Annotated in this window: 26 protein-coding genes; 6 read left to right on the top strand and 20 right to left on the bottom strand. The window is 68.1% G+C overall.

Annotation, left to right across the window (positions count from 1 at the left end; genetic code table 11):
- Positions 1-242: 242 nt before the first annotated feature.
- The 13 genes from EV653_RS40440 to EV653_RS40380 all read right to left on the bottom strand — a co-directional run bounded on the left by EV653_RS40440 (position 243) and on the right by EV653_RS40380 (position 10,351).
- Entirely contained in the window at positions 243-1,817 is a 1,575-nt protein-coding gene (locus tag EV653_RS40440; RefSeq protein ID WP_134111611.1) for a YifB family Mg chelatase-like AAA ATPase, read from the bottom strand.
- Entirely contained in the window at positions 1,817-2,173 is a 357-nt protein-coding gene (locus EV653_RS40435; protein ID WP_134111610.1) for a YraN family protein, read from the bottom strand. The genes EV653_RS40440 and EV653_RS40435 overlap by 1 nt, the downstream gene beginning before the upstream one ends.
- A gap of 93 nt (positions 2,174-2,266) precedes the next feature.
- Positions 2,267-2,590: a DUF2469 domain-containing protein gene (locus EV653_RS40430; protein WP_012922325.1), complete on the bottom strand. Its 324-nt coding sequence runs from the start codon at positions 2,588-2,590 to the stop codon at positions 2,267-2,269.
- The gene (locus EV653_RS40425) at positions 2,587-3,288 is read right to left on the bottom strand and encodes a ribonuclease HII (protein ID WP_134111609.1); all 702 of its coding nucleotides are present in this window, start codon (positions 3,286-3,288) and stop codon (positions 2,587-2,589) included. The genes EV653_RS40430 and EV653_RS40425 overlap by 4 nt, the downstream gene beginning before the upstream one ends.
- Before the next feature lie 51 nt (positions 3,289-3,339).
- Positions 3,340-4,107, bottom strand: a complete 768-nt coding sequence (lepB, locus tag EV653_RS40420) for a signal peptidase I (protein ID WP_134111608.1) — start codon at positions 4,105-4,107, stop codon at positions 3,340-3,342.
- On the bottom strand, positions 4,104-4,733 hold the full coding sequence (gene lepB, locus EV653_RS40415) for a signal peptidase I (protein ID WP_238160768.1): 630 nt from the start codon (positions 4,731-4,733) through the stop codon (positions 4,104-4,106). The genes lepB (EV653_RS40420) and lepB (EV653_RS40415) overlap by 4 nt, the downstream gene beginning before the upstream one ends.
- A gap of 145 nt (positions 4,734-4,878) precedes the next feature.
- On the bottom strand, positions 4,879-5,238 hold the full coding sequence (gene rplS, locus EV653_RS40410) for a 50S ribosomal protein L19 (protein WP_134111606.1): 360 nt from the start codon (positions 5,236-5,238) through the stop codon (positions 4,879-4,881).
- Positions 5,239-5,443: 205 nt separating this feature from the next.
- Positions 5,444-6,640, bottom strand: a complete 1,197-nt coding sequence (gene trmD / locus EV653_RS40405; RefSeq protein WP_134111605.1) for a tRNA (guanosine(37)-N1)-methyltransferase TrmD — start codon at positions 6,638-6,640, stop codon at positions 5,444-5,446.
- Positions 6,630-7,172: a ribosome maturation factor RimM gene (gene rimM, locus EV653_RS40400; RefSeq protein ID WP_134111604.1), complete on the bottom strand. Its 543-nt coding sequence runs from the start codon at positions 7,170-7,172 to the stop codon at positions 6,630-6,632. Before rimM ends, trmD begins: the two co-directional genes overlap by 11 nt.
- Before the next feature lie 111 nt (positions 7,173-7,283).
- Complete coding sequence (locus tag EV653_RS40395) at positions 7,284-7,535, bottom strand: RNA-binding protein (protein ID WP_134111728.1); 252 nt, start codon at positions 7,533-7,535, stop codon at positions 7,284-7,286.
- Positions 7,536-7,540: 5 nt separating this feature from the next.
- Positions 7,541-8,059 carry a 30S ribosomal protein S16 gene (rpsP, locus tag EV653_RS40390; RefSeq protein ID WP_134111603.1) on the bottom strand — a complete coding sequence of 173 codons (519 nt, stop codon included), beginning with the start codon at positions 8,057-8,059 and terminating at the stop codon, positions 7,541-7,543.
- Positions 8,060-8,249: 190 nt separating this feature from the next.
- Positions 8,250-9,602: a 6-phospho-beta-glucosidase gene (locus EV653_RS40385; protein ID WP_134111602.1), complete on the bottom strand. Its 1,353-nt coding sequence runs from the start codon at positions 9,600-9,602 to the stop codon at positions 8,250-8,252.
- Positions 9,599-10,351: a DeoR/GlpR family DNA-binding transcription regulator gene (locus tag EV653_RS40380; protein WP_134111601.1), complete on the bottom strand. Its 753-nt coding sequence runs from the start codon at positions 10,349-10,351 to the stop codon at positions 9,599-9,601. The genes EV653_RS40385 and EV653_RS40380 overlap by 4 nt, the downstream gene beginning before the upstream one ends.
- 126 nt (positions 10,352-10,477) lie before the next feature.
- On the opposite strand from EV653_RS40380, the gene EV653_RS40375 reads away from it, so the two are divergent.
- The 4 genes from EV653_RS40375 to EV653_RS40360 are packed head-to-tail and all read left to right on the top strand — an operon-like array spanning position 10,478 to position 14,499.
- A complete protein-coding gene (locus EV653_RS40375; protein WP_134111600.1) occupies positions 10,478-11,443 on the top strand; it encodes a carbohydrate kinase family protein in 966 nt (321 codons plus the stop codon).
- A 4-nt stretch (positions 11,444-11,447) separates the two neighbouring features.
- Entirely contained in the window at positions 11,448-12,734 is a 1,287-nt protein-coding gene (locus EV653_RS40370) for an ABC transporter substrate-binding protein (protein WP_134111599.1), read from the top strand.
- Positions 12,731-13,675, top strand: coding sequence for a carbohydrate ABC transporter permease (locus EV653_RS40365; protein ID WP_238160767.1), 945 nt, complete (start codon positions 12,731-12,733; stop codon positions 13,673-13,675). Before EV653_RS40370 ends, EV653_RS40365 begins: the two co-directional genes overlap by 4 nt.
- Positions 13,672-14,499 carry a carbohydrate ABC transporter permease gene (locus EV653_RS40360; RefSeq protein WP_134111597.1) on the top strand — a complete coding sequence of 276 codons (828 nt, stop codon included), beginning with the start codon at positions 13,672-13,674 and terminating at the stop codon, positions 14,497-14,499. Before EV653_RS40365 ends, EV653_RS40360 begins: the two co-directional genes overlap by 4 nt.
- On the opposite strand, the gene EV653_RS40355 is transcribed toward EV653_RS40360, so the two are convergent.
- A complete protein-coding gene (locus tag EV653_RS40355) occupies positions 14,465-16,711 on the bottom strand; it encodes a caspase, EACC1-associated type (protein ID WP_134111596.1) in 2,247 nt (748 codons plus the stop codon). The two genes, EV653_RS40360 and EV653_RS40355, sit on opposite strands and share 35 nt — an antisense overlap.
- A complete protein-coding gene (locus EV653_RS40350; RefSeq protein ID WP_134111595.1) occupies positions 16,674-17,057 on the bottom strand; it encodes a hypothetical protein in 384 nt (127 codons plus the stop codon). Before EV653_RS40350 ends, EV653_RS40355 begins: the two co-directional genes overlap by 38 nt.
- Positions 17,058-17,187: 130 nt before the next feature.
- Here EV653_RS40350 and EV653_RS40345 point away from each other — a divergent pair, with 130 nt between their 5' ends.
- Together EV653_RS40345 and EV653_RS40340 are read left to right on the top strand one after the other, a co-directional pair.
- The gene (locus EV653_RS40345; RefSeq protein WP_134111594.1) at positions 17,188-17,382 is read left to right on the top strand and encodes a hypothetical protein; all 195 of its coding nucleotides are present in this window, start codon (positions 17,188-17,190) and stop codon (positions 17,380-17,382) included.
- A 19-nt stretch (positions 17,383-17,401) separates the two neighbouring features.
- Positions 17,402-18,757: a flotillin family protein gene (locus EV653_RS40340; protein ID WP_134111593.1), complete on the top strand. Its 1,356-nt coding sequence runs from the start codon at positions 17,402-17,404 to the stop codon at positions 18,755-18,757.
- A 48-nt stretch (positions 18,758-18,805) separates the two neighbouring features.
- On the opposite strand, the gene EV653_RS40335 is transcribed toward EV653_RS40340, so the two are convergent.
- The 5 genes from EV653_RS40335 to EV653_RS40315 all read right to left on the bottom strand — a co-directional run bounded on the left by EV653_RS40335 (position 18,806) and on the right by EV653_RS40315 (position 24,006).
- Complete coding sequence (locus EV653_RS40335; protein WP_134111592.1) at positions 18,806-19,924, bottom strand: S1 family peptidase; 1,119 nt, start codon at positions 19,922-19,924, stop codon at positions 18,806-18,808.
- A gap of 106 nt (positions 19,925-20,030) precedes the next feature.
- Positions 20,031-20,711, bottom strand: a complete 681-nt coding sequence (locus EV653_RS40330) for a hypothetical protein (RefSeq protein ID WP_134111591.1) — start codon at positions 20,709-20,711, stop codon at positions 20,031-20,033.
- Positions 20,712-20,749: 38 nt separating this feature from the next.
- Positions 20,750-21,388, bottom strand: coding sequence for a response regulator (locus EV653_RS40325; protein ID WP_134111590.1), 639 nt, complete (start codon positions 21,386-21,388; stop codon positions 20,750-20,752).
- Entirely contained in the window at positions 21,379-22,611 is a 1,233-nt protein-coding gene (locus EV653_RS40320; RefSeq protein ID WP_134111589.1) for a sensor histidine kinase, read from the bottom strand. The genes EV653_RS40325 and EV653_RS40320 overlap by 10 nt, the downstream gene beginning before the upstream one ends.
- 60 nt (positions 22,612-22,671) lie before the next feature.
- A complete protein-coding gene (locus EV653_RS40315; RefSeq protein ID WP_134111588.1) occupies positions 22,672-24,006 on the bottom strand; it encodes an N-acetylmuramoyl-L-alanine amidase in 1,335 nt (444 codons plus the stop codon).
- Between the last annotated feature and the right edge of the window lie 104 nt (positions 24,007-24,110).

Raw genomic sequence — 24,110 nt, 5'->3', positions numbered from 1 at the left:
GGTCGCGTCGGTAGTCAGTGCATGCTTCGTCATCGGGCGATTTCTCTGAGGGAGCGGACGTTGGATAGCGGCGCCAGGGGCTCGCCGGTGCGGGCCAGGCGTTTCTCGATCGCCGTTGCCGTTGGCGATCAGCTCGGCGTGGGCCAGGCGTTCTTGGTCTTCGTTGTCTTCGGCGATCGGGTCGGCGGGGCCCGCTCCTCCGCGGGAGACGGTTGCGCTGGTGGTTGGGGCATGGTTTGGCATTAGGCGATTCCTCTGAGGGGGCGGGCGTCGGATAGTGGGGCCAAGGGTTCGCCGGCGCGGAGTTGGAAGGCTTCGTGGGTTAGTTCGACGGTCGGGGTGCCGGCGCCGGCGAGGTCGGCCAGCGTCCAGGCCAGGCGGACGACACGGTCGAAACCCCGGGCGGTGAGGCGGCCGGCTGCGTAGTGGTCCTCGAGAAGCTTGTTGCTTGCGGCATCCAAGGGGTGTTCTCGGCGGAGGATCGGGCCGGGGACCTCGCTGTTCAGGATCCAGGCTGTGCCCTGGTAACGGTGAGCCTGGCGGTCGCGGGCGAGCTGCACCCGCTCGGCAACGACGGCCGTCGATTCGGCGGGCTCGCCGTCGCTGATGGTGCGCGCCGCCGGGAGGATCTGTCGTTGGATGTCGATGCGGTCCTTGATCGGCCCGCTGATCCGCTGGCGGTAGCGCGCCAGGACCTGAGGTGTGCAGCTGCAGATGCCTTGATTGGTGCCGGACAGCCCGCAGGGACACGGATTGGCAGCGAGCACGAGCATGAATCGGGCAGGGAACTTCGCGACCGCAGCAGCCCGATGAACTTCGACGAACCCGGACTCGAGTGGCTGGCGGAGCGTGTCGAGGGTCAGCGGATGCATCTCGGCCGCCTCGTCGATGAACAGGATGCCGCGATGCGCGCAACTGATGGCGCCGGGTCGCGGTACACCCGACCCACCGCCGACCAGGCTGGCGAGGGACGCCGTGTGATGCGGCGCGATGAACGGTGGCCGGACGACGAGCTCGGCGTCGTTGGTGAGTAGACCGGCGAGTGAGTGCACGGCCGACACCTCGAGCGAGTCGTCTGTGCTCAGGTCGGGCATCAGCCCGGCCAACCGTTCCGCGAGCATCGTCTTGCCGGAACCCGGCGGGCCGTGCAGGAACAGGTGATGGCCACCGGCTGCAGCGGCCTCGATGGCGCGGCGGCCCTCACGTTGGCCGATGACGTCGTCGAGATCGACCGCTGGAACGCGGGTCAGGGACTCCGACACGAGGCGTGGCTCGGCGCGGGGCGGCGCTTCGTCGGGGATCTCGACGCCGCGGAGGAGAGCGAGGACCTGACGGAGCGAGCGTGCGCCGTACACCTCGATGCCTGGGACGAGACGTGCCTCGCCGACGTTGAGGTCCGGGACGACGATGCGGTCGAAGCCGGCTAGGGCTGCGGCCAAGGTCATGGCCAGCGCGCCGCGGACCTCGCGGATGCGGCCGTCGAGGCCGAGCTCGCCGATGATCGCCGTTTGACGGAGAGAGCTGGGATCGACGACACCGGCCGCGGTCAGCAGGGAAAGTGCGATCGCGACGTCATAGTGCGAGCCGGTCTTGGGCAGGGTGGCGGGTGACAGGCCGATGGTGACCTTACGGTCGGGGAATCGCTCACCACTGTTGACCACGGCGGCGCGGACGCGGTCGCGGGCTTCGGACAGGGACGTGTCGGGGAGACCGATCAGGGTCGTCTTCGGCAAGCCTTGGGCGATGTCGGCTTCGACTTCGACCAGGTGGCCCTCCAGGCCGACCAGCGCGACGGACCAGGTCTGTGCGAGCGCCATCAGGCCACACCCCGCACGTGGTCCACAGTGGGTGGCTTGTTGTGGTCGAACAGGACGGCGACGACGTCGATCCGGATCGCTGCCGGTCTGAGCTGATGAGCCTGCAACCAGCGGCCGGACAGCTTCCGGAGCGTGGTCAGCTTCCGGTAGGTGATCGACTCGAGCGGGCTGCCGTAGTTGAGCCCGCGCCGGGTCTTCACCTCACAGACGACGAGCGTGTCGCCTTCGCGCGCGACGATGTCGATCTCGCCGAGCTCGCAGCGCCAGTTGCGCTCGAGCACGGCGAAACCGCGCTCGCTGAGATACCTCGCGGCGAGATCCTCGCCGTACCGTCCGACGGTGTTTTTGGTCCGCATCGTTGACCACCTCCGGCAGAGAACATGCCGGGATCAGGCCTGCGAAACGGACCTCAGTTTCCGCCTGTGGAAAAGCTCAGCCTGTGAAGAAGCTCAGCGGCCGAAGTCAGAGTCCTTCGGGACTTCAAGATCGGACTTGGCCAGCTCTTCGATGTTGACGTCGCGGAAGGTGACGACCTTGGCGTTCTTCACGAAGCGGGCCGACCGGTAGACGTCCCAGACCCAGGCGTCGGCCATCGTCACCTCGAAGTACACGTCGCCGCCCTCGGTCCGCACCTTCAGGTCGACCGCGTTGCACAGGTAGAACCGCCGCTCGGTCTCCACGACGTACTTGAAGATCCCGACGACGTCCTTGTACTCCCGATAGAGCTGCAGCTCCATATCGGTCTCGTACTTCTCGAGGTCATCGGCACTCATCGATTGCTCTCCACTCCGGTGGGACTGGTCACATTCTGTCCCATATCGGGCCGCAGACTGCGGCGGACATTCTCAAACCGCCGTCGATGTTGCGGGCACGGGCCGTATTCGTCCAGTGCCGCCTGGTGTTCGGGGGTGCAGTACCCCTTGTGGATCGCGAACCCGTACTGCGGGTACACGGTGTCCCAGTGCTGCATCACCCGGTCGCGGGTCACCTTGGCGATCACGGAGGCGGCGGCGATACAGGCCGCCACGCGGTCACCCTTCCAGATCGCCAGCCCCGGTACGCCGAGACCGTCGACACCGAAGCCGTCGGTCAGCACGTACGACGGGCGCACGTCGAGCCTGAACAGCGCCCGGCGGAGCGCCTCCACGTTCGCGACGTGCATGCCGAGCCGGTCACACTCCGCGGCCTCGATCGAGACCACCGACCAGGCCAGGGCCCGCTTACGGATCTCCTCGTAGCACCGGTCCCGCGCCTTGGCGGTCAGCAGCTTGGAGTCGGCGAGCTCCGGGATCTGGCCCCGTTTGCCCTCCGGCAGGATCACCGCGGCCGCCACCAGCGGGCCGGCACAGGGCCCACGACCGGCCTCGTCGACACCGGCGATCGGGTCCAGGCCGACGCGGCGCAGGGCACGCTCGTACCCGTACAGCCCGGCGTCTCGCCGTACCGTGCTCCCGCGCGGCAACGCGCTCATTCAGCCCTCCGCATCACACAACTCACCCTAGGCGTCAGAGGCGACAGGTTCTCACTTAGGTGGTGGCGTGAGCGATATGGAGGGTTTGTCAGGCGCCGGACCCGGGGGCGGGATCGCCTTGAAGGTGTCGGGTACGCCGAGTTTGCTCCAGCGACCCGCCGGCCAGACGATCGATATCGCTCGCCCGGTGACCTTGTCGAGCGGCACGAACGCCGCGTCGCCCTGATTGCCGCCGTTCGCGTCGAGATCCTGCAGGTGCACGCGGGAGTCCCCGGAGGCGGACCGGTGGTCGCCCATCACGAAGATCCGGCCGGCCGGGACGGTGACCTGGAACTCCATCTGGGACGGGGCATCCCCCGGATACAGGTACTTCGTCTCGTCGAGCGGCTGACCGTTGACCAGCAGGCGGCCCTTGGAGTCGCAGCAGGCGACCTTGTCGCCGGGCATGCCGATCAGGCGCTTGATCAGGTGGCCGTGGCTGGAATCCGGCAGCAGACCGACGATCTCGAAGAACCGGCCGACCGAACCGCGCTTCTGGCCGCTCTCCTCCGGGCCGAGCCAGCCGCCCGGGTCCTCGAACACGACAACGTCACCGCGCTTGACGTCGGTGAGCTTCTCCACCACGACCCGGTCACCGACCAGCAGCGTGTTCTCCATCGACTCGCTCGGGATGATGAACATCTGCCCGACGAACGCCCGCAGGATCGACGAGACGATCAGGGCCCCGACCACGATCAGCACGAACTCCCGGGCTGCGGCCCCGAAGCCCGAACGATGGGCGGGGGGTTTCGGGTCCGTCTTGGTCGGTGTATCGGTCACTTCTTCAGCCCCGGCTTCTTGAAGGTTTCCGGAGGACGCAGCATCGTCATCCGGTCAGACGGCCAGATTACGCAACAGGCCCGGCCAACCACGTTCTCGACCGGCACGAACCCGCCGCCGGGGCCGCCCATATGGGCACGCGAGTCGGCGGATTCGGCGCGGTTGTCGCCCATCACCCACAGATGGCCGGCCGGCACCAGCACGTTGAACGGCACCTCGGACGGCTTGGCATCCTTGAGCAGGTACTCCCGCTCATCCAGCGCGATCCCGTTGACGGTGATCTGGCCCTGCTTGTTGCAGCAGATCACCCGGTCGCCGCCGATGCCGATCACCCGCTTCACCAGGTGACCCTCGCCGCTGCGGGGCAGGATGCCGACGAACTCACCGACCCGGCGCAGCGTGCCCGGCTGGGCCTGCTCCTCGTTCAGCCAGTTGCCCGGGTCCTTGAACACGATGATGTCGCCGCGGTCGACGTCCCGGTGCAGGTAGCTGATCTTCTCGGCCAGGATCCGGTCGTCCTTGGTCAGCGTGTCGTACATCGACTCCGACGGGACGTAGAAGGCCTCCGCGACGAACAGCCGCAGGACCACGGTGATGACGAGTGCGAGCACCGTGACGGTGCTCATCTCGACGAGCAGGCTGAGCAGCGGATTCCGCTGCTTCAGCCTGCGGTGACGTCCCTTGCTGCGACGCGCCCTCGAGGCTACCGGGCGAGGGCGAGCTCGAGTCGCAGTGCTCGGCGCCATCGGAGACCGTCGTCGTTACGCGGCGTCAGGAGGCCGGGATCTCGCGCTTCTCCTTGATCTTCGCCGCCTTACCGCGCAGCTCGCGCAGGTAGTACAGCTTGGCGCGGCGGACGTCGCCGCGGGTCACGACCTCGATCTTCTCGACGATCGGGGTGTGCAGCGGGAAGGTCCGCTCGACACCGACGCCGAAGCTGACCTTGCGGACCGTGAAGGTCTCCTGCAGGCCGCCACCCTGGCGCCGGATCACGACACCCTTGAACACCTGGACGCGGGACCGGTTGCCCTCGACGACCTTGACGTGCACGTTGACGGTGTCGCCGGGCCGGAAAGCGGGGATGTCGTCACGCTTGCTCGCGTTGTCGAGCTCATTCAGGACGTTGCTCATCAGGTGTCTCTTCCTCGCGCGTGCCACAGGTCACCCACGAATGTCGGTGGTGATGAAGTCATCAGAAGGCTGCCGGTCGGTGGTCACCCCCTGTGGCAGGAGCACCGAAGGGCAGCAGCAGACAATCTTGCCACACGTCCCACACCGTGACGAAATCAGCCTGATTCCACACCATAGGGTGAGCGTGACCCGGGCGTGACGCTTGTCACTTCCGGCGACGGCGTTTGGTCAGGTAGACCAGATCCACCTTCGGCGTCTGGGCCCGGCGGCTGCTCTCCCGGTAGCCCGCCTTGCGGTACAGGGCGAGGTTGCGCTCGCTCTTGGCACCGGTATTCAGGACGTACGACGTCACGTCGGACGGAGCCAACTGTTCGGCCGCGCGGAGCAGACGGGCACCAAGACCACGCCCCTGCCAGTCGGGGGCGACGACGAGCCGCTCTATCTGCCCCACTGGCCCGTCGACGGTCAGCTGGACGGAGCCGACGATGCGGGCACCGGCGACCGCCTTCAGGGCGACGGAGCGCTCCAGACGGGCGGCTGTGTCGGCGACCTCCTCGGTGAGGGGCGGGATCGTGTAGTCGTCGTACAAGCGGGCCTCGGAGAGGAAGCCGGCCAGTTGCAACACGTGGATCTCGCCCGCGTCGGCTGCGGTGGCCGGGAGGATGCGGACCGCGTCGGAGTCGTCCTTGGCCGCCAGTACGTCGCCCCACGCCGCCAGCAGGTCCGGCCGGCGCTCCGCAGTACGGCGTACTGACTCTTCGTGGTGCCAGTCGGCGATCAGCCCGTGGTTCCCGGACAGTAGAACCTCAGGTACGTCGTAGCCGCGCCAGCTCGGCGGCTTCGTGTACACCGGGTACTCCAGCAGGCCGTCGCCCGAGTGGGACTCCTCCGCCAGGGACTCCGGGTTGCCAATGACGCCCGGGAGCAGGCGGGCGACTGCCTCGACCATGACGAGTACTGCGACCTCGCCGCCGTTCAGCACGTAGTCGCCGATGGACACCTCGTCCACGCGCATCCGCTCACCGGCGTACGACGCAACGCGCGCGTCGATGCCTTCGTACCGGCCGCAGGCGAAGGCCAGCCACGGCTCGGCGGCCAGCTCGTACGCGAGCTCCTGGGTGAACGGGCGCCCCGCCGGAGTCGGCACGATCAGCCGCGGCTGCGCCGGACCGTCCACTGGAGCGATCGCGTCGAGCGCGAGACCCCAGGGCTCCGGCTTCATCACCATGCCCGCTCCCCCGCCGTACGGGGTGTCGTCGACGGTCCTGTGGCGGTCGTGGGTCCACTCGCGCAGGTCGTGCAGGTGAACGTCCAGGAGACCGCTTTTCGCCGCCTTGCCGACCAGGGAGACGTCCAAGGCGGCCAGGTACTCCGGGAAGATCGTGACGACGTCAAGCCTCATCGGTCGGGACCACCTCGGCACCGTCCGGGTCCAGCAGACCGGGCCGGTCGGCCACGACGACGTACTGCTTCTCCAGGTTGAGCTCCGGGACCAGCTCCTCGACCAGCGGGACCAGGACGGCGTTGCCGGCCGGGCGGCGGATCTCCAGGAGGTCCTGCGACGGAAGGTGGACCACGTCGATCACTTCACCGACGTCGGCGCCGTCTGTGGTGCGTACGGCGAGGCCGATCAGCTCGCGGTCGTAGTACTCGTCGGGGTCCTCCGGGCGCTCGTCCTCGTCGATCTCGGCCTGCACGGACAGGTTGCGCAGCAGCTCGGCGGCAGTCCGGTCCGGCACCTCGGCGAACTTCACCAGCAGCCGCCCGCTGTGCCAGCGGCTCGATGCCACCGTCAGCGTGCGGGACACCTTGGCATCCGTCACCAGCACCGCGCCGTCGGCGAACCGCCGGTCCGGCTCGTCGGTCCGTACGTCGACCCCGACCTCACCCTTGATCCCATGCGCCCGGCCGATCCGCCCGACTGTCACCAACACCTGCACAAACCCTTCTCCGGAGATCAACTGAGGGAAGACATCAACTGAGGGAAGAATAGGACGAAGGGCCGCACCCCAGACCGGGTGCGGCCCTTCGGAGGACTGCTGAGCTCAGCGGCGCGGGCGCCGGTTGAACTCGTCGACGAAGTCGATGCGGAGCGAGGACTCCGAGCTGAGGGCGCCGACGACGGTGCGGATCGCGGTGGCGGTGCGGCCGTTGCGGCCGATCACCTTGCCGATGTCGTCGGGGTGGACGTGCACCTCGAGGGTGCGTCCGCGGCGCAGGTTCCGGGACCGGACACTGACGTCGTCGGGGTTGTCCACGATGCCTCGGACCAGGTGCTCGAGCGCCTCGGTCTCCATCATCGTCAGGCCTCGGTGGTCTCGGCCGGCGCCTCGGCGGCGGGCGTCTCGTCAGCCTTGGGAGCCTCGTCGGCCTTGGCCGCCGGGGCCTCGGCCGCGTCGTCCTTCGCGGTGTCGTCGGCCTTCGGGGCCGACTTCTTCGCCGCGGACTTCTTGGCGGTGACGGCCTCGGTCTTCAGCGAGCCGTGGGCCTCGGCCAGCGCCTCGTTGAAGATCTCCTGCTTGTCCCGCTTCGGCTCGGCGACGCGGAGCGGCGCCGGAGCCGGCTCGCCCTTGAACTTCTGCCAGTCGCCGGAGGCCTTGAAGATCGCCTCGACGGCCTCGCTCGGCTGCGCGCCGACGCCCAGCCAGTACTGCGCCCGCTCCGACTCGACCCGGATGAACGAGGGCTCGGTCTTCGGGTTGTAGATGCCGATCTCCTCGATCGCCCGGCCGTCCCGCTTGGCGCGGGCGTCCATCACGACGATGCGGTAGTGCGGGGTGCGCTTCTTGCCGATGCGCTTCAAACGGATCTTGACTGCCACTTTTGGGTGGTCTCCCTTGGAATTCCTGTCTTGGTGAGCAGCACGACGCGTCGTGGGGACAACGCAGTGACGGCTCGATGGGCCGGCCGGGCAGTGGAGTTAGAGGGCTGCACAGAACCTGGACGGACTCAGCAGGCCATTGTGCCAGATCCGGCGTGTCCCGGACCAATCGACCTCGGACCGATCGGCCTCACGCGCGGAGGTACGCGAGGTCCGGCAGGCTCTCGACGTACGTATCCAGGAGGCTACGCGCCACCGTCACCGAGTCGATCAACGGGTGATAGGCGAGCGCCTTCAGGGCAGCCGACCTCGAGGACGTCGTGGCGGCCTCGATCGTGGAGCGCTCGACGGCCTTCACCGAGCAGACCAGACCGGCCTGATGGTCGGTGAGCTGGGACACAGCCACCGGCAGCGCGCCGTTGGCGTCCACGGTGCACGGGATCTCCACGACGGCGTCGTCGTCCAGATGATGCAGTACGCCGCGGTTCCGCACGTTCAGGATCAGCGAGGCCCGCTCGTTGTGCGCGATCGCCCGCATCAGCGACAGCGCGACCTGCTCGTAGCCGCCTGCCTCCATGTCGCGCTCGTCGCGCTCCCCCGCGTCCGCGACCTCACGACTCTCCACGCCGTACGTCGACTCGCGCTCGGCCCGCGTCTTCTGCCACAGCTCGAGCGCCTCCTCCGGGTGCTTCCCGGTCTCCGCGTAGAAGGCGGACTGCTGCTCCAGCAGGAACGTGCCCCGCGTCTGCCGCACAGCCTGTACGGCGGCAAGCGTCTCCCGCGCGAAGTAGTAATAGTGCAGGTACTCGTTCGGGATCGAGCCGATCGACCGCAGCCAATCCGGACTGAACAGCCGTCCCTCCTCGAACGAGCTCAGTGCGTCGTCCGACTGCAGCAGGTCAGGCAACCGATCCACACCGCCGGACCGCAGACCGCGAAGCCAGCCGAGGTGATTGAGTCCGGCATAGTCGTAGAACGCGGTCGACGGGTCCACACCGAGCGCCAGAGCGGCCCGGCGCCCCAGTCCTGACGGTGAGTCGCAGATGCCGATCACCCGGTCCCCCAGGATCGGGATCATCGCCTCGGTGACCATGCCGGCCGGGTTGGTGAAGTTGATCGTCCACGCTTCCGGTGCGACCGCTGCGATGCGCTGAGCGATCCGTACCGCGACCGGCAGCGTCCGCAGGCCGTAGGCGATCCCACCCGCGCCGACTGTCTCCTGACCGAGTACGTCGAGGTCGAGCGCCACCCGCTCGTCGATGGTGCGTCCTTCAAGGCCGCCGACGCGGATGGCCGAGAAGATGAAGTCCGCACCACGCAGAGCCTCGTCCAGGTCGGTCGTCTCCGTCACCACCGGAGGCGGAAGCGGATGCTCAGTGCTGGCTGCCTGCTGGCGAAGGACCGCCCCGATGGCTCCGAGCCGGGTGCGGTCGGTGTCATAGAGGACCACTTCGGTGATCCGTCCGGCGCCGCGGTCGCCCAGCAATGCGTGGTACACGAGCGGAACCCGGAAGCCGCCCCCGCCCAGGATCGTCAGCCTCATGCCAGCACCACCTGTACTCCCGCCTCGGTCAATTGGGTCCGGGTTGCCTCGTCGGCGCCTGGCTCGGTCACCACCATGGAGAGCTCCCCCGGCTCGCACACCCGGGCCACCCCATGGCCCGGGAACTTCGTCCTGTCCGCCAGCAGCACGACCTGGTCGGCCGCCTTGATCATCGCTCGCTTGACCGGCACCTCGATCATCGTGCTGTCCATCACCCGGCCATCCGGCCGCACCCCGCTCGTCCCCAGGAACAGCCAGTCGACGTGGATCTGCCGCAGGCTCTCCTCGGTCAAGTATCCGACCAGGGACCGGTAGCTGCGCCGCACGAAGCCGCCGAGCACGATCAGCTCGATCTGCTCGTCGTTCTGCAGCTCCTCCAGTACTGCGAGGTTGCTGGTCACCACGGTCACCGACCGCCCGTGCAAGTGCTGCGCCACCCGGAGCGCCGTCGTGCCGATGTCCAGCAGGACGGACTCGCCGTCGCTCACCAGCTCGGCGGCGCGGCGAGCGATCCGGTCCTTCTCCTGCGCATGGACGGCGTTGACGTCCGCGAAGGGCTCGTCGCCGCCGTCGACGGCGAGCGCACCGCCGTACACCCGGGTGAGCCGGCCCTCGGCGTGCAGCTGCTCGAGGTCGCGCCGGATGGTCGCTTCACTGACGCCGAGCTTCGTGGCAAGCACTTTGACGCCCCCGGCCCCGTCGGCCCGGAGCGCGCGGACGATCTGATCCTGTCGCTGCTTCGGCAACACATCGCAGACGCTATCACGCAAACTCCGTCATTCTCAGTCAAATCTTTGACCAGGTATTGCGGATCTTGCGCAGGCGACCTTAGATTCACGAAAGAGTTTGATCGACCCTGCAGGAGTGTGCTGAGCATGCACGAACTGGACGTCCCGATCCTGGATGTCTTTGTGTCTGGTCTGATCTTCGAGGACCTGGTGCTAGGCCTGCCCACCGCACCCCGGCCCGGCACCGAGGTCTGGGCCACCGAGTCGCACGAGAGCCCCGGCGGCATCGCGAACTTCGCCGTCGCGCTGGCCCGGCTCGGACTGCGCACCGGGATGGCCGCAGTGTTCGGCGCCGACGACCTGGGCGACCGTGTCTGGCGCCGGCTCGTCGACGACGAGGGCATCGATCTGACTCTGTCCCGCAGACTCGCCGGCTGGCAGACCCCGCTGACCGTGGCCCTTGCCTATGACAACGATCGGGCCCTGGTCACGCGCGGATCCTCTCCCCTGCTGTCGGCCGACGAGCTGGTCACCACGCTGCCGACTGCCCGAGCAGTCGCCGCCCACATCGGCCCCTGGCCGAACGAGTGGCTGGCGAAGGCGAAGGCGGCCGGCAGTGTGGTGTTCGCAGACGTCGGATGGGACCCGTCCGAGCAGTGGGACCCGGCAGTGCTCGACCAGCTCGAGCACTGCGACGTGTTCCTGCCGAACGCCGACGAAGCGATGGCCTACACCCGTACGACGTCACCTGGCGACGCGCTCGAAGCCCTGGCGGAGCAGGTCCCGCTGGTGGTCGTGTCTAAGGGCGCCGACGGAGCCGAAGCGCTTGACGCCAGGACTGGCGAGCGCGTCGCCGTACCTGCGTATCCGGTCTCGGCGGCGGACACCACCGGGGCGGGTGACGTGTTCGCCGCCGGCTTCATCGCCGCCACGCTCTGGGAACTGCCGCTGGAGCAGCGGCTGCGGTTCGCCGCGCTCACGGCGGCTCTCTCGGTCACCCGGCTGGGTGGGGCGGACGCCGCACCGCGCTGGGAAGACCTGGCCGCCTGGCAGGCGGCGCACCCCGAAGACCACCACCTCCAGGCGCTGATCAGCGCAAACTCAGGAAGGTAGAACCATGGAGCTCTCACGTCGGACCTTGCTCGGGGGCTTCGCAGCCGTAGCCGGCGGCACTCTGGTCGGCTGTTCGTCCGGAATGGACACCGGCAGCACGGCGAAGAAGAACACCACCACCGAGTTGACCATGTGGTGCTGGCCGGGCGGTCTGGGCAAGTCGGTGATCGACGACACGATCGCGCACTTCCCGGACCCGAAGATCAAGTACTCCGAGATCGGCGGCGACTTCAAGCAGAAGCTGGTCACCACGTTCAACGGTGGCACCGGCATCCCCGACATCACCGGGATCAAGGGCGAGGACATCGCCTCGCTGCTCCCCCAGGCGTCGCGGTTCGTGGACCTGAAGTCCGTCGGCGCGGACTCGGTCCTCGGTGACTACCTGCAGTGGAAGGTCAACCAGGCGACGACGCTGGACGGCAAGGTGATCGGCCTGCCGATCGATGTGGGCCCGACCGGGCTGTTCTACCGCGAGGACATCTTCGCCGCGGCCGGTCTGCCCAGCGACCCGGCCAAGGTGGCCGACCAGCTGAAGACCTGGGACGACTACTTCGCCGCCGGTGTGCAGCTGAAGGCGAAGAATCCGAAGGCACTGCTGGTCTGGGACGCGACCGACCTCTACGACATGGTCGTCGGCCAGGGGACCGAGCGGTACATCTCCAAGGACAACAAGTTCATCGGCGACCAGGACCACATCCGCAAGGCGTGGGACACCTCGGTCAAGGCGATGACGATGAAGATCGACGGCAAGACGCCGAGCGGCAGCCCGGACTGGAACGCCGGTCTCGACCAGGGCACGATCCCGACCCACATCGGCGCCGCCTGGGTCGCGCTGGACATCAAGTCCGCGGTGAAGACCAGCGCCGGCAAGTGGCGGCTGGCGCCGACGCCGAGCGGACCGGCGAACTTCGGCGGCTCGTTCCTGGCCATCACCAAGAACGCGGCCGACCCGCAGAAGGCGTTCGAGGTGATCAAGTACATGCTCAGCGCCGACAACGAGGCCAAGGCGTTCGCCGACGCGCAGATCTTCCCGTCCGCGCCGGCGGCGTACGACAAGCCGCAACTGAAGGCGGCAGACAAGTTCTTCGGCGGACAGGTGCCGATCGACGTGTTCGGTCCGGCCGCGAAGGCGATCCCGGTCGCCTACCAGAGCCCGTACGACGACGCGGTTGCCGCACCGTTCCATGACGAGCTCAAGACCGTGCAGACCGGCTCCAAGACCTCCGACGCCGCATGGGCCAGCGCAGTCTCCAAGGCAAAGTCGATCGCCAAACGTCAAGGAGTGCAGTGACCAGTACCGCGACGGTGCCTGCTGCCGCGACCGAGCCGCTGACCGGAAGGGGACAGCGGCCCGGGCGGCGGATCTGGTCGTACTGGCGGTTCTATCTGGCGCTGTCGCCGTTCTACATCCTGTTCGCGGTGTTCGGGCTCTACCCGATGCTGTCGACCATCGTGCTGGCGTTCCAGCGTTGGGACGGCCTGAGCGCCCGCAGGTTCACCGGGCTGGGCAACTTCGAGTTCCTGGTCCACGACCCGACGTTCTGGACGGCGTTGGAGAACACGATCGTGCTGTTCTTCATGTCGACGGTCCCGACGCTCGTGATCGCGCTCCTGCTCGCGGTGATGCTCCAGTCGGCGGTCCGGTTCACCAACGTGTACCGGATCGCGTACTTCATCCCGAACGTCACCTCGCTGGTCGCGATGGCGATCTTCTTCAGCTCGATCTTCAGCACGAACTTCGGGCTGGTGAACGCCGCGCTGCGCTCGCTCGGTATCCCGCAGCAGGACTGGCTCGGGCAGCCGTGGGGGATCAAGATCGCGATCTCGACGATGATCGTGTGGCAATGGGTCGGGTACAACACGCTGATCTACCTGGCCGGACTGCAGGCGATCCCGAAGGAGCAGTACGAGGCGGCCAAGGTCGACGGCGCCGGTCCGGTCCGGACGCTGTTCTCGATCACGTTGCCGCAGTTGCGTCCGGTCATCCTGTTCACCGTCGTCATCTCGACCATCGGCGGACTGCAGACGTTCACCGAGCCGCAGGTGATGGTCGGCAACAGCGGCGGCACCGGGCAGAGCGGGATGACCGTAGTGCTGCTGTTCTACCGGACCGCGTTCCTGGACAACGACTACGGGTACGCCGCCGCGATCGCGCTGAGCATCTTCCTGCTCGTGTTGTTGTTCACGGCAATCAACTGGCGGATCTTCCGCGGACGGAGCGACGACCGATGACGCGTTACCGCTGGCGCGGGATCGCGCTGCACGCCGTACTGGTGCTGGCTCTGTTGGTGTTCATGTTCCCGTTCGTGTGGACGATCATCATGGCGTCGAACACGACCGCGGACATCTACCGGTTCCCGCCGAAGTTCACGTTCGGCGGCCACTTCGGCGACAACGTCCGGCAGGTGCTGGACAACGTCGCGTTCTTCCAGTCGATGGCCAACACCGCGACGGTGGCGATCTCGACCACGTTGCTCGTGCTGTTCTTTGACTCGCTGGCGGCGTTCACGTTCGCGAAGTTCCGGTTCCCGGGGCGGAACGCGCTGTTCGTGATCCTGCTCGCGACGATGCTGCTGCCGGCGCAGTTGTCCGCCGTACCACAGTTCCAGACGATGGCGTTGCTCGGGTGGGTCGGTTCGCTGAAGGCGCTGATCATCCCGGGTGCGGCGAACGCGTTCGGCATCTTCTGGATGCGGCAGTACTTCCAGAACTCGATCCACGACGAACTCGTCGAGGCGGCGACACTGGACGGCTGCGGGTTCTTCGGCACGTACTGGCACGTGGCGCTGCCGTCGGCGCGGCCGGCGCTGGCGTTCCTCGGGATCTTCACGTTCGTCGGTTCATGGAACGACTACATGTGGCCGCTGATCGTGCTGACGAACCCGAACCACCTGACCCTGCAGGTCGCCCTGTCGACGTTGAACCGCTCGCACGGCGTCGACTACAGCATGGTGATGACGGGTGCATTGATGGCGATGGTGCCGCTGGTGATCATCTTCGGGATCTTCGCCCGCCAGTTCATCAAGGGTGCGACGGAAGGCGCCGTCCGAGGCTGATGAGGACGCCGATCGCGACCAGTGCGTTGCCGAACAGGCCGGTGAGGAAGTCGGCCGCCGAGTGCCCCTGCGTCAGGGCCGGAACGCCGCCGAGGATGCCGAGGGCCGAGTAGGTCACCACGGTCGCGGTCAGCCAGGTCCTGGTCCTGGCGTCGGCCGCGGCCAGGGCCGGCCAGGCAAGGGCGAGCGACACGATCGCGTCCAGGAGCGCCAGCGGGGTGACCATGAAGAACGACACGCCGTCACCATGCGGGACGACCGCGCTGAGCACCAGCAAGATGCCCCCGGCAACAACCATCCCGGCGGCCGGCAGCCAGACCGGCCACAGCGGCCCGACCGACGGTTTCATGACGATCACGAGTACGACGCCGATCGCGAGCGCGGTCACGGCCGTCACGACCCATGCGGAGGTCTCGTCGGCCGAGATACCGCCGCCGACGATCAGTACGGCGCCCTCGATCGCAGCCACCGCGCAACCGGCCACGACGCCCAGCGCGATCGTCCCGGCCCAGCGCGCGACGACGGCCGCGAGGAGAGCGACGAGCGAGCCCCAGATGGCCGGGTCGTACCAGGTCCGGTACAGGTACCAGCCCTGGTTCGAGTCGTACCAGAGCTTGCGGGAGTAGGGCGCGCCGGGCCAGTTCACGAGGACGAGAAACGCACTACCGGCGATCAGCACCGCGATCAGCCACCACGGCGGGCGAGGCGCCCTGTCGGTCAGGGACGCGGCCCCCGGTTCAGCTGGCGCTGCCACCGGCTGAGGTTGCCCTGCCACCGGTTGCGCTGCCACCGATTGCGCGGCTGCCGGTTGAGGTTGCGCAGTCCGCCGCGTCGCCGCGGCCGGTTCGGCGTGGGGCGGTTCCGGGACGGGAGCAGGCACGGGCTCGGGTTGCGGTTCGGGCTCGGGAGGTGGAGCCGGCGGCTCGGATTCGGTGTCCGGGACGGTCAGACGAACGGGTACGACGCGCTCCCCGGCCGGCCCCGCGAGCGCAACCGAGCCTTCGTGGACACCGGGACCGGGCTGCTCGGCGTGCACCCGGATGACGTCGCCTTCCTGGGAGAGCTTCAACCACGGATCGCTCGGCGACGCCGCCGCCGTCAGCGCGATGGGCGGGCCGGACAGGCGTAGCTCGGCGGGAGCCGCGCCGACCAGGTCGACCGATGAGGGTGTGACTTTGAGTTCAGCCGTCGACAAAGCCTCGGACGCGGCCTCGGAGACCTTGCGGCTGTCGTCGTCGATCATCTGGCGCAGGGCCTTCCAAGCGGCGTACGCCTGCCCGAGGTCCTGGTCGTACAGATGTTCGCGCAGGTAGTCGACCACCCCGAACCTTGCCGCTGGCAACGGACTCTCCATTGCCTGGGTCAGTTCCGGCGCGAGCGGCGCCGGCGTGATCCGGCGTACCCGGCTGCGGGCGATCAGCAGCTCGCCCTGCGAGCCGAAGGTCCACATCTGCGGGTTCTGGTTCGGCGTGACCCGGTGGATCCGGTCGGTGACGAAGCCGACCAACTCGGTCAGGCCTACCCAGCCGTCGCCGTCCCGGTCCGCCTCGCCGGTCGTCAGCCCGTCCACCACGGCGCCGGTGAAGACCGACGGCGCCGGCTTGGACGCGTCGGACGCCAACTGGCCGCCTTCGAAGGCGTATTCCATCGCGCTGGACGCGGTGATCACGACCCGGCCGCGCCCGCCACCTACTTCGGCCTGCTTGGCAAAGGCGTCCTGCACCTGTGCCTCACCGGCGGCCCGAACGACCATGCCGCGCGGGAACGCACCGCCGTAGCAACAGTCCAGGAACAAGGCGATCCGCTGCGCGCGGCTGTCCGCCATCTGCCGGTTGACGAAGTCCGCCGCCACTGCGGTCGACGCGAGCCGCGCGGGCTTGGTGTCGGCCACCGCCAGGAACAGCTCCCCGGCAGAGTTCTTCAGTCCGTGGCAGGAGAAGTGCAGCAACAGCAGGTCTTCCGGGTTGCGGTCGGCGAAGAAGTCCTCGACCGCGAACCGGATGTCCTGCGCCGGCGCGTTCCGCAGTACCTGTACGTCGAACCCGCCGACCGCCGGATCCGCCAGTACGCCGGCCAGCGCGGCCGCGTCCTGCGCCGGCGCGACGAGTCGCTTCAGACCGGGATCGTCGTACTGATCGTTCGCCACCACGAGCGCGACCCGCGAACCGTCCATCTCACCCGTCCGCTCCGGCGTGCCGTCGTACGAAGGCATCGACCAGTTGCTGCTGCACCTCGTCGGTGGTGCCGGTCAGCTCGATCACGTCGTTGTCGATGGTCAGCTTCACCGTCCGGCCGTCACCGGCCCGCCGCAACCACTCCCGCACCACAGCGACCACCGAACCGAGCACCTGCAGACCAGGGGCGAGCGAAACGCTCAGCACGCCGGCGATCGCGGCCAGCGCGCCGCGTGTCCCGTCCGGCGCTTCGCCGTCGCGGTACGGCTCCACGGCCCGCACGTCGAGGGACAACAACTCCTGCCGCAACAGCAGCGCCAGGTCCTCGAGGCGTGCGTCGTCGGCCCCCGCTTCGGTGACGCCAACCAGTACGTCGTCGCCCATGGCCCCCTCCCCCATTCCCCCAGGCCGTGCCGACTCCTCCACGATCCTCCTGCTCCGACCCGGCGACAAGACTCACGGCCAGCTAGCATTCGGGGAACTGGAGCAAGCCGGGCCGCGTCGGAGGGGCAACATGGTAGGCAAACGGGGGCGGGTGATCGGCCGGATCGCACCCGGGATCGTCGGCGAGGTGATGCTGCCGGTCCGCGGTGCCACCGAAGCCTTCTACGCTTACCCCGCGACCGACGAGGTACTCGAGGTGGGGACGCAGGTCGTCGTGGTCGACTACGACCCACCCCGCACCGTGTACGTCGCTCGCGCTCTCTAACTCATTCCCTGGAGGGGAAATGCTCTGGACGTATGTGGCCGTCGCCGCAGTCGCGGTGGTGGCCCTGCTCATCGTGTTCCGGATGGTCTGGCGGGTGGCGGAGCCGAACGAGGCTCTGATCATCTCCGGCCTCGGCGCGCACTCCAGCACCGAGCAGGTCAACGAGACCCTCGGCTTCAAGATCGTGGTCGGCCGCGGCACCGCGGTTCTCCCAGGTTTTCAGACCGTACGGCGGCTGCCGCTCGACATCCGCGCCACGCCGTTGACGGTGACCTGCGTGTCCAGCCAGGGCATCCCGCTGCACATCAAGGGCGTCACGGCGTACAAGGTCGGTGACGACTACGGCTCCATCGCCAACGCGGCCCGGCGGTTCCTGGAGCAGAGCGACGAGCAGGTGATGAGCACCATCCACGAACTGTTCGCCGGTCACCTGCGAGCGATCGTCGGTTCGACCACGGTCGAGGAGATGCTGCACGACCGGGAGACGCTGACCACGAACATTCGCGGCTCGCTGGCCGGGGACATGGAGAAGCTCGGCCTGGTGGTCGACTCGCTGCAGATCCAGGAGATCGACGACGAGTCCGGCTACATCAGGAACCTGGGCCGTCCGCAGGCCGCCGCGGTCGAGGCTGCGGCCCGGATCGCGCAGGCCGAGCGGGACCGGGAGGCGACCGAGCGCGAGCAGGTCGCCGCTGCCGCCAAGGCGGCTGCGATCCGGGAGAGCGAGATCGCGAAGGCCGGGTACCAGGCCGAGGTCGACCAGGCCACGTCGAAGTCGTTCCAGGCCGGACCGCTCGCGGCCGCGCTGGCCAAGCAGGAGGTCGTCGTCGCCGAGACGGAGACCGCGAAGCTGAACGCCTCGCTGGCCGAGAAGCAGCTGGAGTCGTCGGTGCTGAAGCCGGCCGACGCCGAGGCGTACAAGCAGCGCACGCTGGCCCAGGCCGCCCGGGACGCGCAGATCGCCGCCGCCGAGGCGAACGCGCGGGAGGTCCAGCTGCGTGGTGAGGCGCAGGCGAAGGCGACCGAGCTGACCGGTAAGGCCGAGGCGTCCGCCGTCCAAGCGAAGGCGATGGCCGAGGCGGCCGGTATCAAGGCGCGTGCCGAGGCGCTGGCCACGAACACCGACGCGGTCGTCGCGCAGCAACTGGCCGAGGCCTACCCGGAGATCGTCCGGGCCGCGTCGTCGTCCTTCGACAAGGTCGGCAACATGGTCGTGCTGAACGGTGCGCAGGGCATCGAGGACACCCTGGTCAAGACGATCACGATGGGTGGCTCGGGCTTCGCGCTGGCCAAGCAGCTGATCGAGTCGCTGGCCAGCAAGAAGGTCGAGGACGACAAGCCGGCCCTGGAGTCTGTGGCGGACAACCCGGCCTGACAGCCGACCTGTGGATCCCCTTGCACGCAAGGGGATCCACAGGCATTTCTACGCGGTCTGCAGAGTCAGGCCGTACGCCTGCAGGATCTCGTTGACCGGCTGGAACCACGTCTCGCCGCCGCTGGTGCAGTCACCCCAGCCGCCGGACGTGACACCCTGCGCCTGGTCGCCGGTGATGAACGACCCACCAGAATCGCCACCCTCGGCACAGACGTTGGTCTTGGTCGCGCCGTAGAACAGAGCGCCGTTGCCGTAGTTCACGGTCTCGTTCTTGGCCAGGATCGTGCCGCAGTGCCAGTGCGACGTCGAACCGCTCCGGCACACCGACGAGCCGATCGGCGCCTCCCACGACCCGCGGACCAGTTGGTCGCTCACCTGTCCCCAGCCGAGGACGACCGGGACGGTCCACCAGCCATAGCCGGTCGCCACCCACGCGTAGTCGTTGCCCGGGAACGACCAGCCCTGGAACGAGCCCTGGTCCGATCCGTCCCAGCCCCGCACGATGCCGCTACGGCCGCAGTGGCCCGCGGTGACGTAGCCGCCGTACACCGAGAAGCCGATCGAGCAGCGGATGTTGCTGACGTAGTACGGGTCGCCGCCGACCGTGCCGGCGGCGTACGTACGTGGCGCTTGCGCTGCGACCTCCTTGACGGTCACAACGCCGGTCTTGGCGACCTTGGCCACGAACGCGTCGACGGCCGGGGATCGCTTGCCTGCTTGGACGTTGATGACCACGCTGCCGGTCTTCGGGTCGGCAGACCAGCCGCTGACAGCATTCGGCACAGCCTTGCCGGCCAGCTTGTCGACGGCGGCCTTCCGGTGGTCCAGCGTCTTCGCAGTCACCGGTACGGCGGTCACCGCGGCGCCTGTTGCCCGTACGGCGGCCGCGCGGTCGGACCCGACCACGCCCACGACCAACTTCTGCGTCGCAGGGTCGTACCAAGCTCCGCCGAACGCGGTGCCTGCTGCTTTCTGGGCCGCGGGCAACAGCTTGGCGGCCGACGTCTCGGCCTTGAGCCGTTGCTGCAGCTGCTGATCGGTCAGCCCGAAGTCACGTTGCATGGCAGCCGCTTGGCCGGCCACAGCCAGTGGTTCGGGCGCGGCTAGCGCTTGGGCGGGCACGGTCAACACACCCGCCGTGATCACGGCGGCCAGTAAGACCTTCATCTGAACTCTCCTCACCTAGGGGCGGTTCGGTGGATGAGAGCGCTCTCGCGATCGAGGGTGGCGTACTCAAGCTCGTCCGTCAAGGGCGAGTGCCGACGTTGTCAGGTCAGCCGGCGAGCGCCTGGAGGGTCGGCTGCTCGCGCTGGACGACGACGGAGCGCGCGGTGGCGAGAGCCGTTCGGATGGCAGCCGGTTCGGGTGACCTGGTCCAGTTCGACCACAACACGACGAGCAGCCGGTTCCCCACCGGGACAGCGTAGGAGTCCCCTCCCTGCCCCGTGCCGTGGGACGAGATCGCCATCGAGCCCGCCGGAAGCTTCGCACGGGTCGGCGCCGGCTGTACGCCGATCCGGTCCGGGCAGATCGTGCTCAAGGTCCGGAGATCCTTCAGCGCAGCCTGTACGCCGCCTTGCTGGTAGACGATCCGCTCCTCCGACACGAACTCCGACGGACCCGCGCTCCACACCAGCTGCCGCCGGGCCATCCGCAGCTTCTCGCTGGTCAGCCCCGCCGCGGTCGTCCCGCACAGGCCGGCAACGGTCGGCGAGTTCAAAGTCGTGATCGGCGCACCCAACGGCCGCATCCCTGGCATGTCCTTGACCCCGAGGCCGCCGGTCGCGAGCGCTGCGGCCGCTCGTGCGTCGTTCAACGGCGTCGGCGTCGGCCTCGCCGAGGTGACCACCACCGGCGACGCGGCCGCATCGTCCTTCTTCTGGCCGCCGCACGCCGCGACGGCTCCGACACTCGCTACGACCAGCCCGACAACAATCGCTTTCCGCATTTTCACGAGCGCGAACATAGCCGACGCGAGGGTTCAGGAATTGCTCAGAGGCCGAGGTAGGCGAGGACGGCGAGGACGCGGCGGTGGCCCGAGTCGGTCGGTGGGAGGTCGAGCTTGAGGAAGACGTTGCCGACGTGTTTGTGCACAGCACCGTCGGAGATGACCAGCTTCTCCCCGATCGCCGTGTTGCCGAGGCCTTCGGCCATGAGGGCGAGTACTTCGCGTTCTCGCGGCGTGAGCCGGTCGAGCGGGCTGCTCCGCTTGACCATGAGCTGGCTGACGACCTCCGGGTCGAGCACGGTCCCGCCGGCCGCAACCCGGCGTACCGCTTCGAGGAACTCGTCGACGCGGGAGACCCGATCCTTCAACAGGTAGCCGACGCCTTCGCTCCCGGCGGCGAGGAGTTCGGCGGCGTACACCTCCTCGACGTACTGCGAGAACACCAGCACCGGAAGCCCCGGCCGGACGCGGCGGGCCTCGATCGCGGCACGCAGGCCCTCGTCGGTGAAGGTCGGCGGCAGCCGTACGTCGACCACTGCGATATCCACCGGGTGTTGGGCGATCGCCTTGGCGAACTCGTCCGCGTCGGTGGCGACTGCGGCGACCTCGAAGCCGGAGTTGTTCAGCAGCAGGCTCAGGCCCTCGGCGAGGATCGGGTTGTCCTCGAGGATGATCACCCGCACGGAAGGATCACCTCGACGGTGGTCGGCCCACCGATCGGGCTCTGCAGCTCCATGTGACCGTCGATCGCCTGCACGCGGTGGAGCATGCCATGCAGCCCACTCCCCCGGCCCAGCAGGTCGGACTGCTCACTGATCCGCGCTCCGCCGATCCCGTCGTCCATGACGGACAGATAGAGCTCCTGTCCACGCCGTTCGAGCTGTACGTCGACATGCCCGGCCGCACTGTGCTTGGTGACGTTGGTGAGCGACTCCGCGACCACGAAGTACGCAGCGGCCTCTACTGCGGCTGGGACTTCGCCCAGCTCACCGATGCGCAGCTGGACCGGCAGGGGGCAGCGGGCGGCCAGTGCGGAGACCGCTCCGACCAGACCGCGGTCAGCAAGGATCGGCGGGTACATGGTCCGCAGTACGCCGCGTAGCTCGGTCATGGCCTGCTCGGCGCCGTCACGGGCGTCGTCAAGCAGTTTGGCGGCCTTCTCCGGGTCCTCGGCCATGGTCTGCTTGGCGATGCCGATCCGCATCGCCAGCGACACCAGCTGGGCCTGCGTGCCGTCGTGCAGGTCCCGTTCGATACGCCGCAGCTCGGCACCATGGGAGTCGACAGCACCTGCACGGCTCTTCGTGAGCTCCTCGACCCGCTGCGTCAGCCGGTGCATCTCCACCTCGGCCCCACTCGGAGCCAACAGGTGGCGGACTGCACGAGCATGTCCACGGGCCAGCGCGGGCGCTCCCCAGCCAAGGACCGCGAGGCTGACCAGGAGCTGCGCGGGACCGTTCGTGAGCGCCTCGGCCCAGCTGTCGACCCCGACGCCCATCAGCGAGAAGTTGCCCGGGTCCAGCCTCCACAGCAGCATGCCGGCGACCGCGGCAGGCGCACCGACCAGGCCGATGACCGCGACGAGTAGTTCGGGGACCATGGCCAGCGGCGTCAGCATCAGCCACAGGCTGCGCTTGAACGACCTGTCCCTGAACAGCGTGACGACGTCGCCCGGCTGACGCGGTGTGGCGGGCGGCAGCGGCGCGTCCTCGGGCAGGCCCAGGTACTTCGCGGCCCTGCGCCGCTCACTGTTGGCCAGCTTCACCAGCGCGGCGGTGAAGGGCGTGATCAACCAACCGAGCAAGAGACCGTTCGGCAACGCGAGCAACAGCAGGAGCGCGCGGAGGTAGCGAACCGCCAGGTAGGCACATGCCCGTCCGCCCCGAGCCAGGATCTTGTTGATCATGACTCAATCCTGCGGGACGGCCGGGCACGTGTCGGTACAGCTGGCTCTACCCTTCTGGCTCTAGCAGTCCGGAACGCCCGGGAGTTTGGCGTTCGGATCGTCGATGTAGATGTTGGTCATGTAGCCGCCCTGGTCGCGGAGCTTGGACCACCAGTTGTTGGTGTAGCCGTTCGCCGTCACTGTGTCGCCCTGGACCTGGCACTCGACGAAGACCTGCGTCGGGCCGGGCAGCGTGGTCACGACCGACGCGGACAGTTTCGGGGCCGAGCGGACGTTGACGCCGTTGCCCCAGGTGGTGAAGTTGTACTCCGGCGGGTTCGGATCGCCGCCGTTCACCAGCTGCATGTAGTAGTCCCAGTTCCAGTTCGGTCCCGGGTCGGTGTGGTCGTTGCCGGGCATCTCGCTGTGGCCCTTGATGTGATTGCGGTCCTTCGGGATGCCACGGCGGTCGGCGATGTTGGCGGTCAGTGCGGCCGAGGACCGGTACATCGCGTCGGTGAACCAGGACGGCTGGTCGATGAAGCCTTCGTGCTCGATGCCGATCGAGTACGGGTTCGCGCTGCGGGCGTGCCAGGCGGTGTCTTTCTCGGCCACCATCTGGGTGATCTGGCCGTCGCTGGACCGGACGACGTAGTGCGCGCTGACCTGCGCCGCCGGGTCCTTGAACCAGCTGATCGTGCCGGCGTACGAGCCCTGGGTCACGTGGATCACGATCGTGGTGATCGCCTGCGTGCGGCCGGCCTGGTAGTTGCAGGTGCAGGCCGGGTTCCAGATCGCGCCAGGGTAGTCGGTGGCCTGGGCCTTCGTCCCGGTGCCGAGCGACGAGACCTTTGCGTAGGCGCCGAGGTCCGGCGTGACCTGCTTCGGGTCGGTCGAGACACCCGCAGTACTGACGCCGCGGGCGATGACCCGGTAGACCTCGTCGGCGTACAGGCGCGCGGTCGGGCCGTCGGCGGAGTGCGAGTACTTCGCGATCACGGAGTACCACTTGCCGAGATCTGAGCGATCCTTCAGACCTGCCTGATCGGCGTACGAGTCGAGGACCGCGGCAGCGCCGAGGATGTTCGACGTGTCATCCTTGCTGAGCTCGGCGACCGGCAGCCCGGTCAGTTTGCTTGCCTCGGACATCGTCTTGTTGACGTTGTTGCCGGCCAGGTGCATGACGCCGTACCCGTTCGCCTGGCTCGGCGTGCCGTTGTGACCGTCGAGGTGCGTCTCGGCAAATCCGACGCTGACAAGCACCTCACGCGGTACGTCATACTTCGCGGCGGCGTCCTGGAACGCGGACGCGAGGTTCGGCTGACCGGTGGGTTGCGGTGGTTGAGCCGCATTGCTCGGGAGGGCTGTCAGTGCGAGCGCTCCGACAGCAAGCAGAATCGTGGCGGTGTTCCGCATGGGCGGCGGTCCTTCCCTGTAGCTGGTCCGCCGAGGGGCGTCGGCGGTCCCGGAAGCCACGCTAAGGCAAGATCTTCCGCCCAATCCAGTGTTTGAGTGAATTA

It is taken from the genome of Kribbella pratensis (genome assembly GCF_004365355.1).
Classification (GTDB): Bacteria; Actinomycetota; Actinomycetes; order Propionibacteriales; family Kribbellaceae; genus Kribbella.
The sequence above is the reverse complement of the archived record's forward strand: the minus strand, read 5'-3'. Positions and strand labels throughout refer to the sequence as shown.

Bases quoted from the DNA above. Each gene is read 5' to 3' on its own strand.
- EV653_RS40335 (WP_134111592.1), bottom strand. From the start codon at position 19,924: ATGAAGGTCTTACTGGCCGCCGTGATCACGGCGGGTGTGTTGACCGTG.
- EV653_RS40440 (WP_134111611.1), bottom strand. From the start codon at position 1,817: ATGGCGCTCGCACAGACCTGGTCCGTCGCGCTGGTCGGCCTGGAGGGC.
- EV653_RS40370 (WP_134111599.1), top strand. From the start codon at position 11,448: ATGGAGCTCTCACGTCGGACCTTGCTCGGGGGCTTCGCAGCCGTAGCC.
- EV653_RS40320 (WP_134111589.1), bottom strand. From the start codon at position 22,611: ATGATCAACAAGATCCTGGCTCGGGGCGGACGGGCATGTGCCTACCTG.
- EV653_RS40375 (WP_134111600.1), top strand. From the start codon at position 10,478: ATGCACGAACTGGACGTCCCGATCCTGGATGTCTTTGTGTCTGGTCTG.
- EV653_RS40395 (WP_134111728.1), bottom strand. From the start codon at position 7,535: ATGGAGACCGAGGCGCTCGAGCACCTGGTCCGAGGCATCGTGGACAAC.
- EV653_RS40430 (WP_012922325.1), bottom strand. From the start codon at position 2,590: ATGAGTGCCGATGACCTCGAGAAGTACGAGACCGATATGGAGCTGCAG.
- EV653_RS40340 (WP_134111593.1), top strand. From the start codon at position 17,402: ATGCTCTGGACGTATGTGGCCGTCGCCGCAGTCGCGGTGGTGGCCCTG.
- EV653_RS40350 (WP_134111595.1), bottom strand. From the start codon at position 17,057: ATGGGCGACGACGTACTGGTTGGCGTCACCGAAGCGGGGGCCGACGAC.
- EV653_RS40345 (WP_134111594.1), top strand. From the start codon at position 17,188: ATGGTAGGCAAACGGGGGCGGGTGATCGGCCGGATCGCACCCGGGATC.
- EV653_RS40435 (WP_134111610.1), bottom strand. From the start codon at position 2,173: ATGCGGACCAAAAACACCGTCGGACGGTACGGCGAGGATCTCGCCGCG.
- EV653_RS40360 (WP_134111597.1), top strand. From the start codon at position 13,672: ATGACGCGTTACCGCTGGCGCGGGATCGCGCTGCACGCCGTACTGGTG.
- EV653_RS40425 (WP_134111609.1), bottom strand. From the start codon at position 3,288: ATGAGCGCGTTGCCGCGCGGGAGCACGGTACGGCGAGACGCCGGGCTG.
- EV653_RS40355 (WP_134111596.1), bottom strand. From the start codon at position 16,711: ATGCCTTCGTACGACGGCACGCCGGAGCGGACGGGTGAGATGGACGGT.
- trmD (WP_134111605.1), bottom strand. From the start codon at position 6,640: ATGAGGCTTGACGTCGTCACGATCTTCCCGGAGTACCTGGCCGCCTTG.
- EV653_RS40315 (WP_134111588.1), bottom strand. From the start codon at position 24,006: ATGCGGAACACCGCCACGATTCTGCTTGCTGTCGGAGCGCTCGCACTG.
- rplS (WP_134111606.1), bottom strand. From the start codon at position 5,238: ATGAGCAACGTCCTGAATGAGCTCGACAACGCGAGCAAGCGTGACGAC.
- EV653_RS40385 (WP_134111602.1), bottom strand. From the start codon at position 9,602: ATGAGGCTGACGATCCTGGGCGGGGGCGGCTTCCGGGTTCCGCTCGTG.
- lepB (WP_238160768.1), bottom strand. From the start codon at position 4,733: ATGAGCACCGTCACGGTGCTCGCACTCGTCATCACCGTGGTCCTGCGG.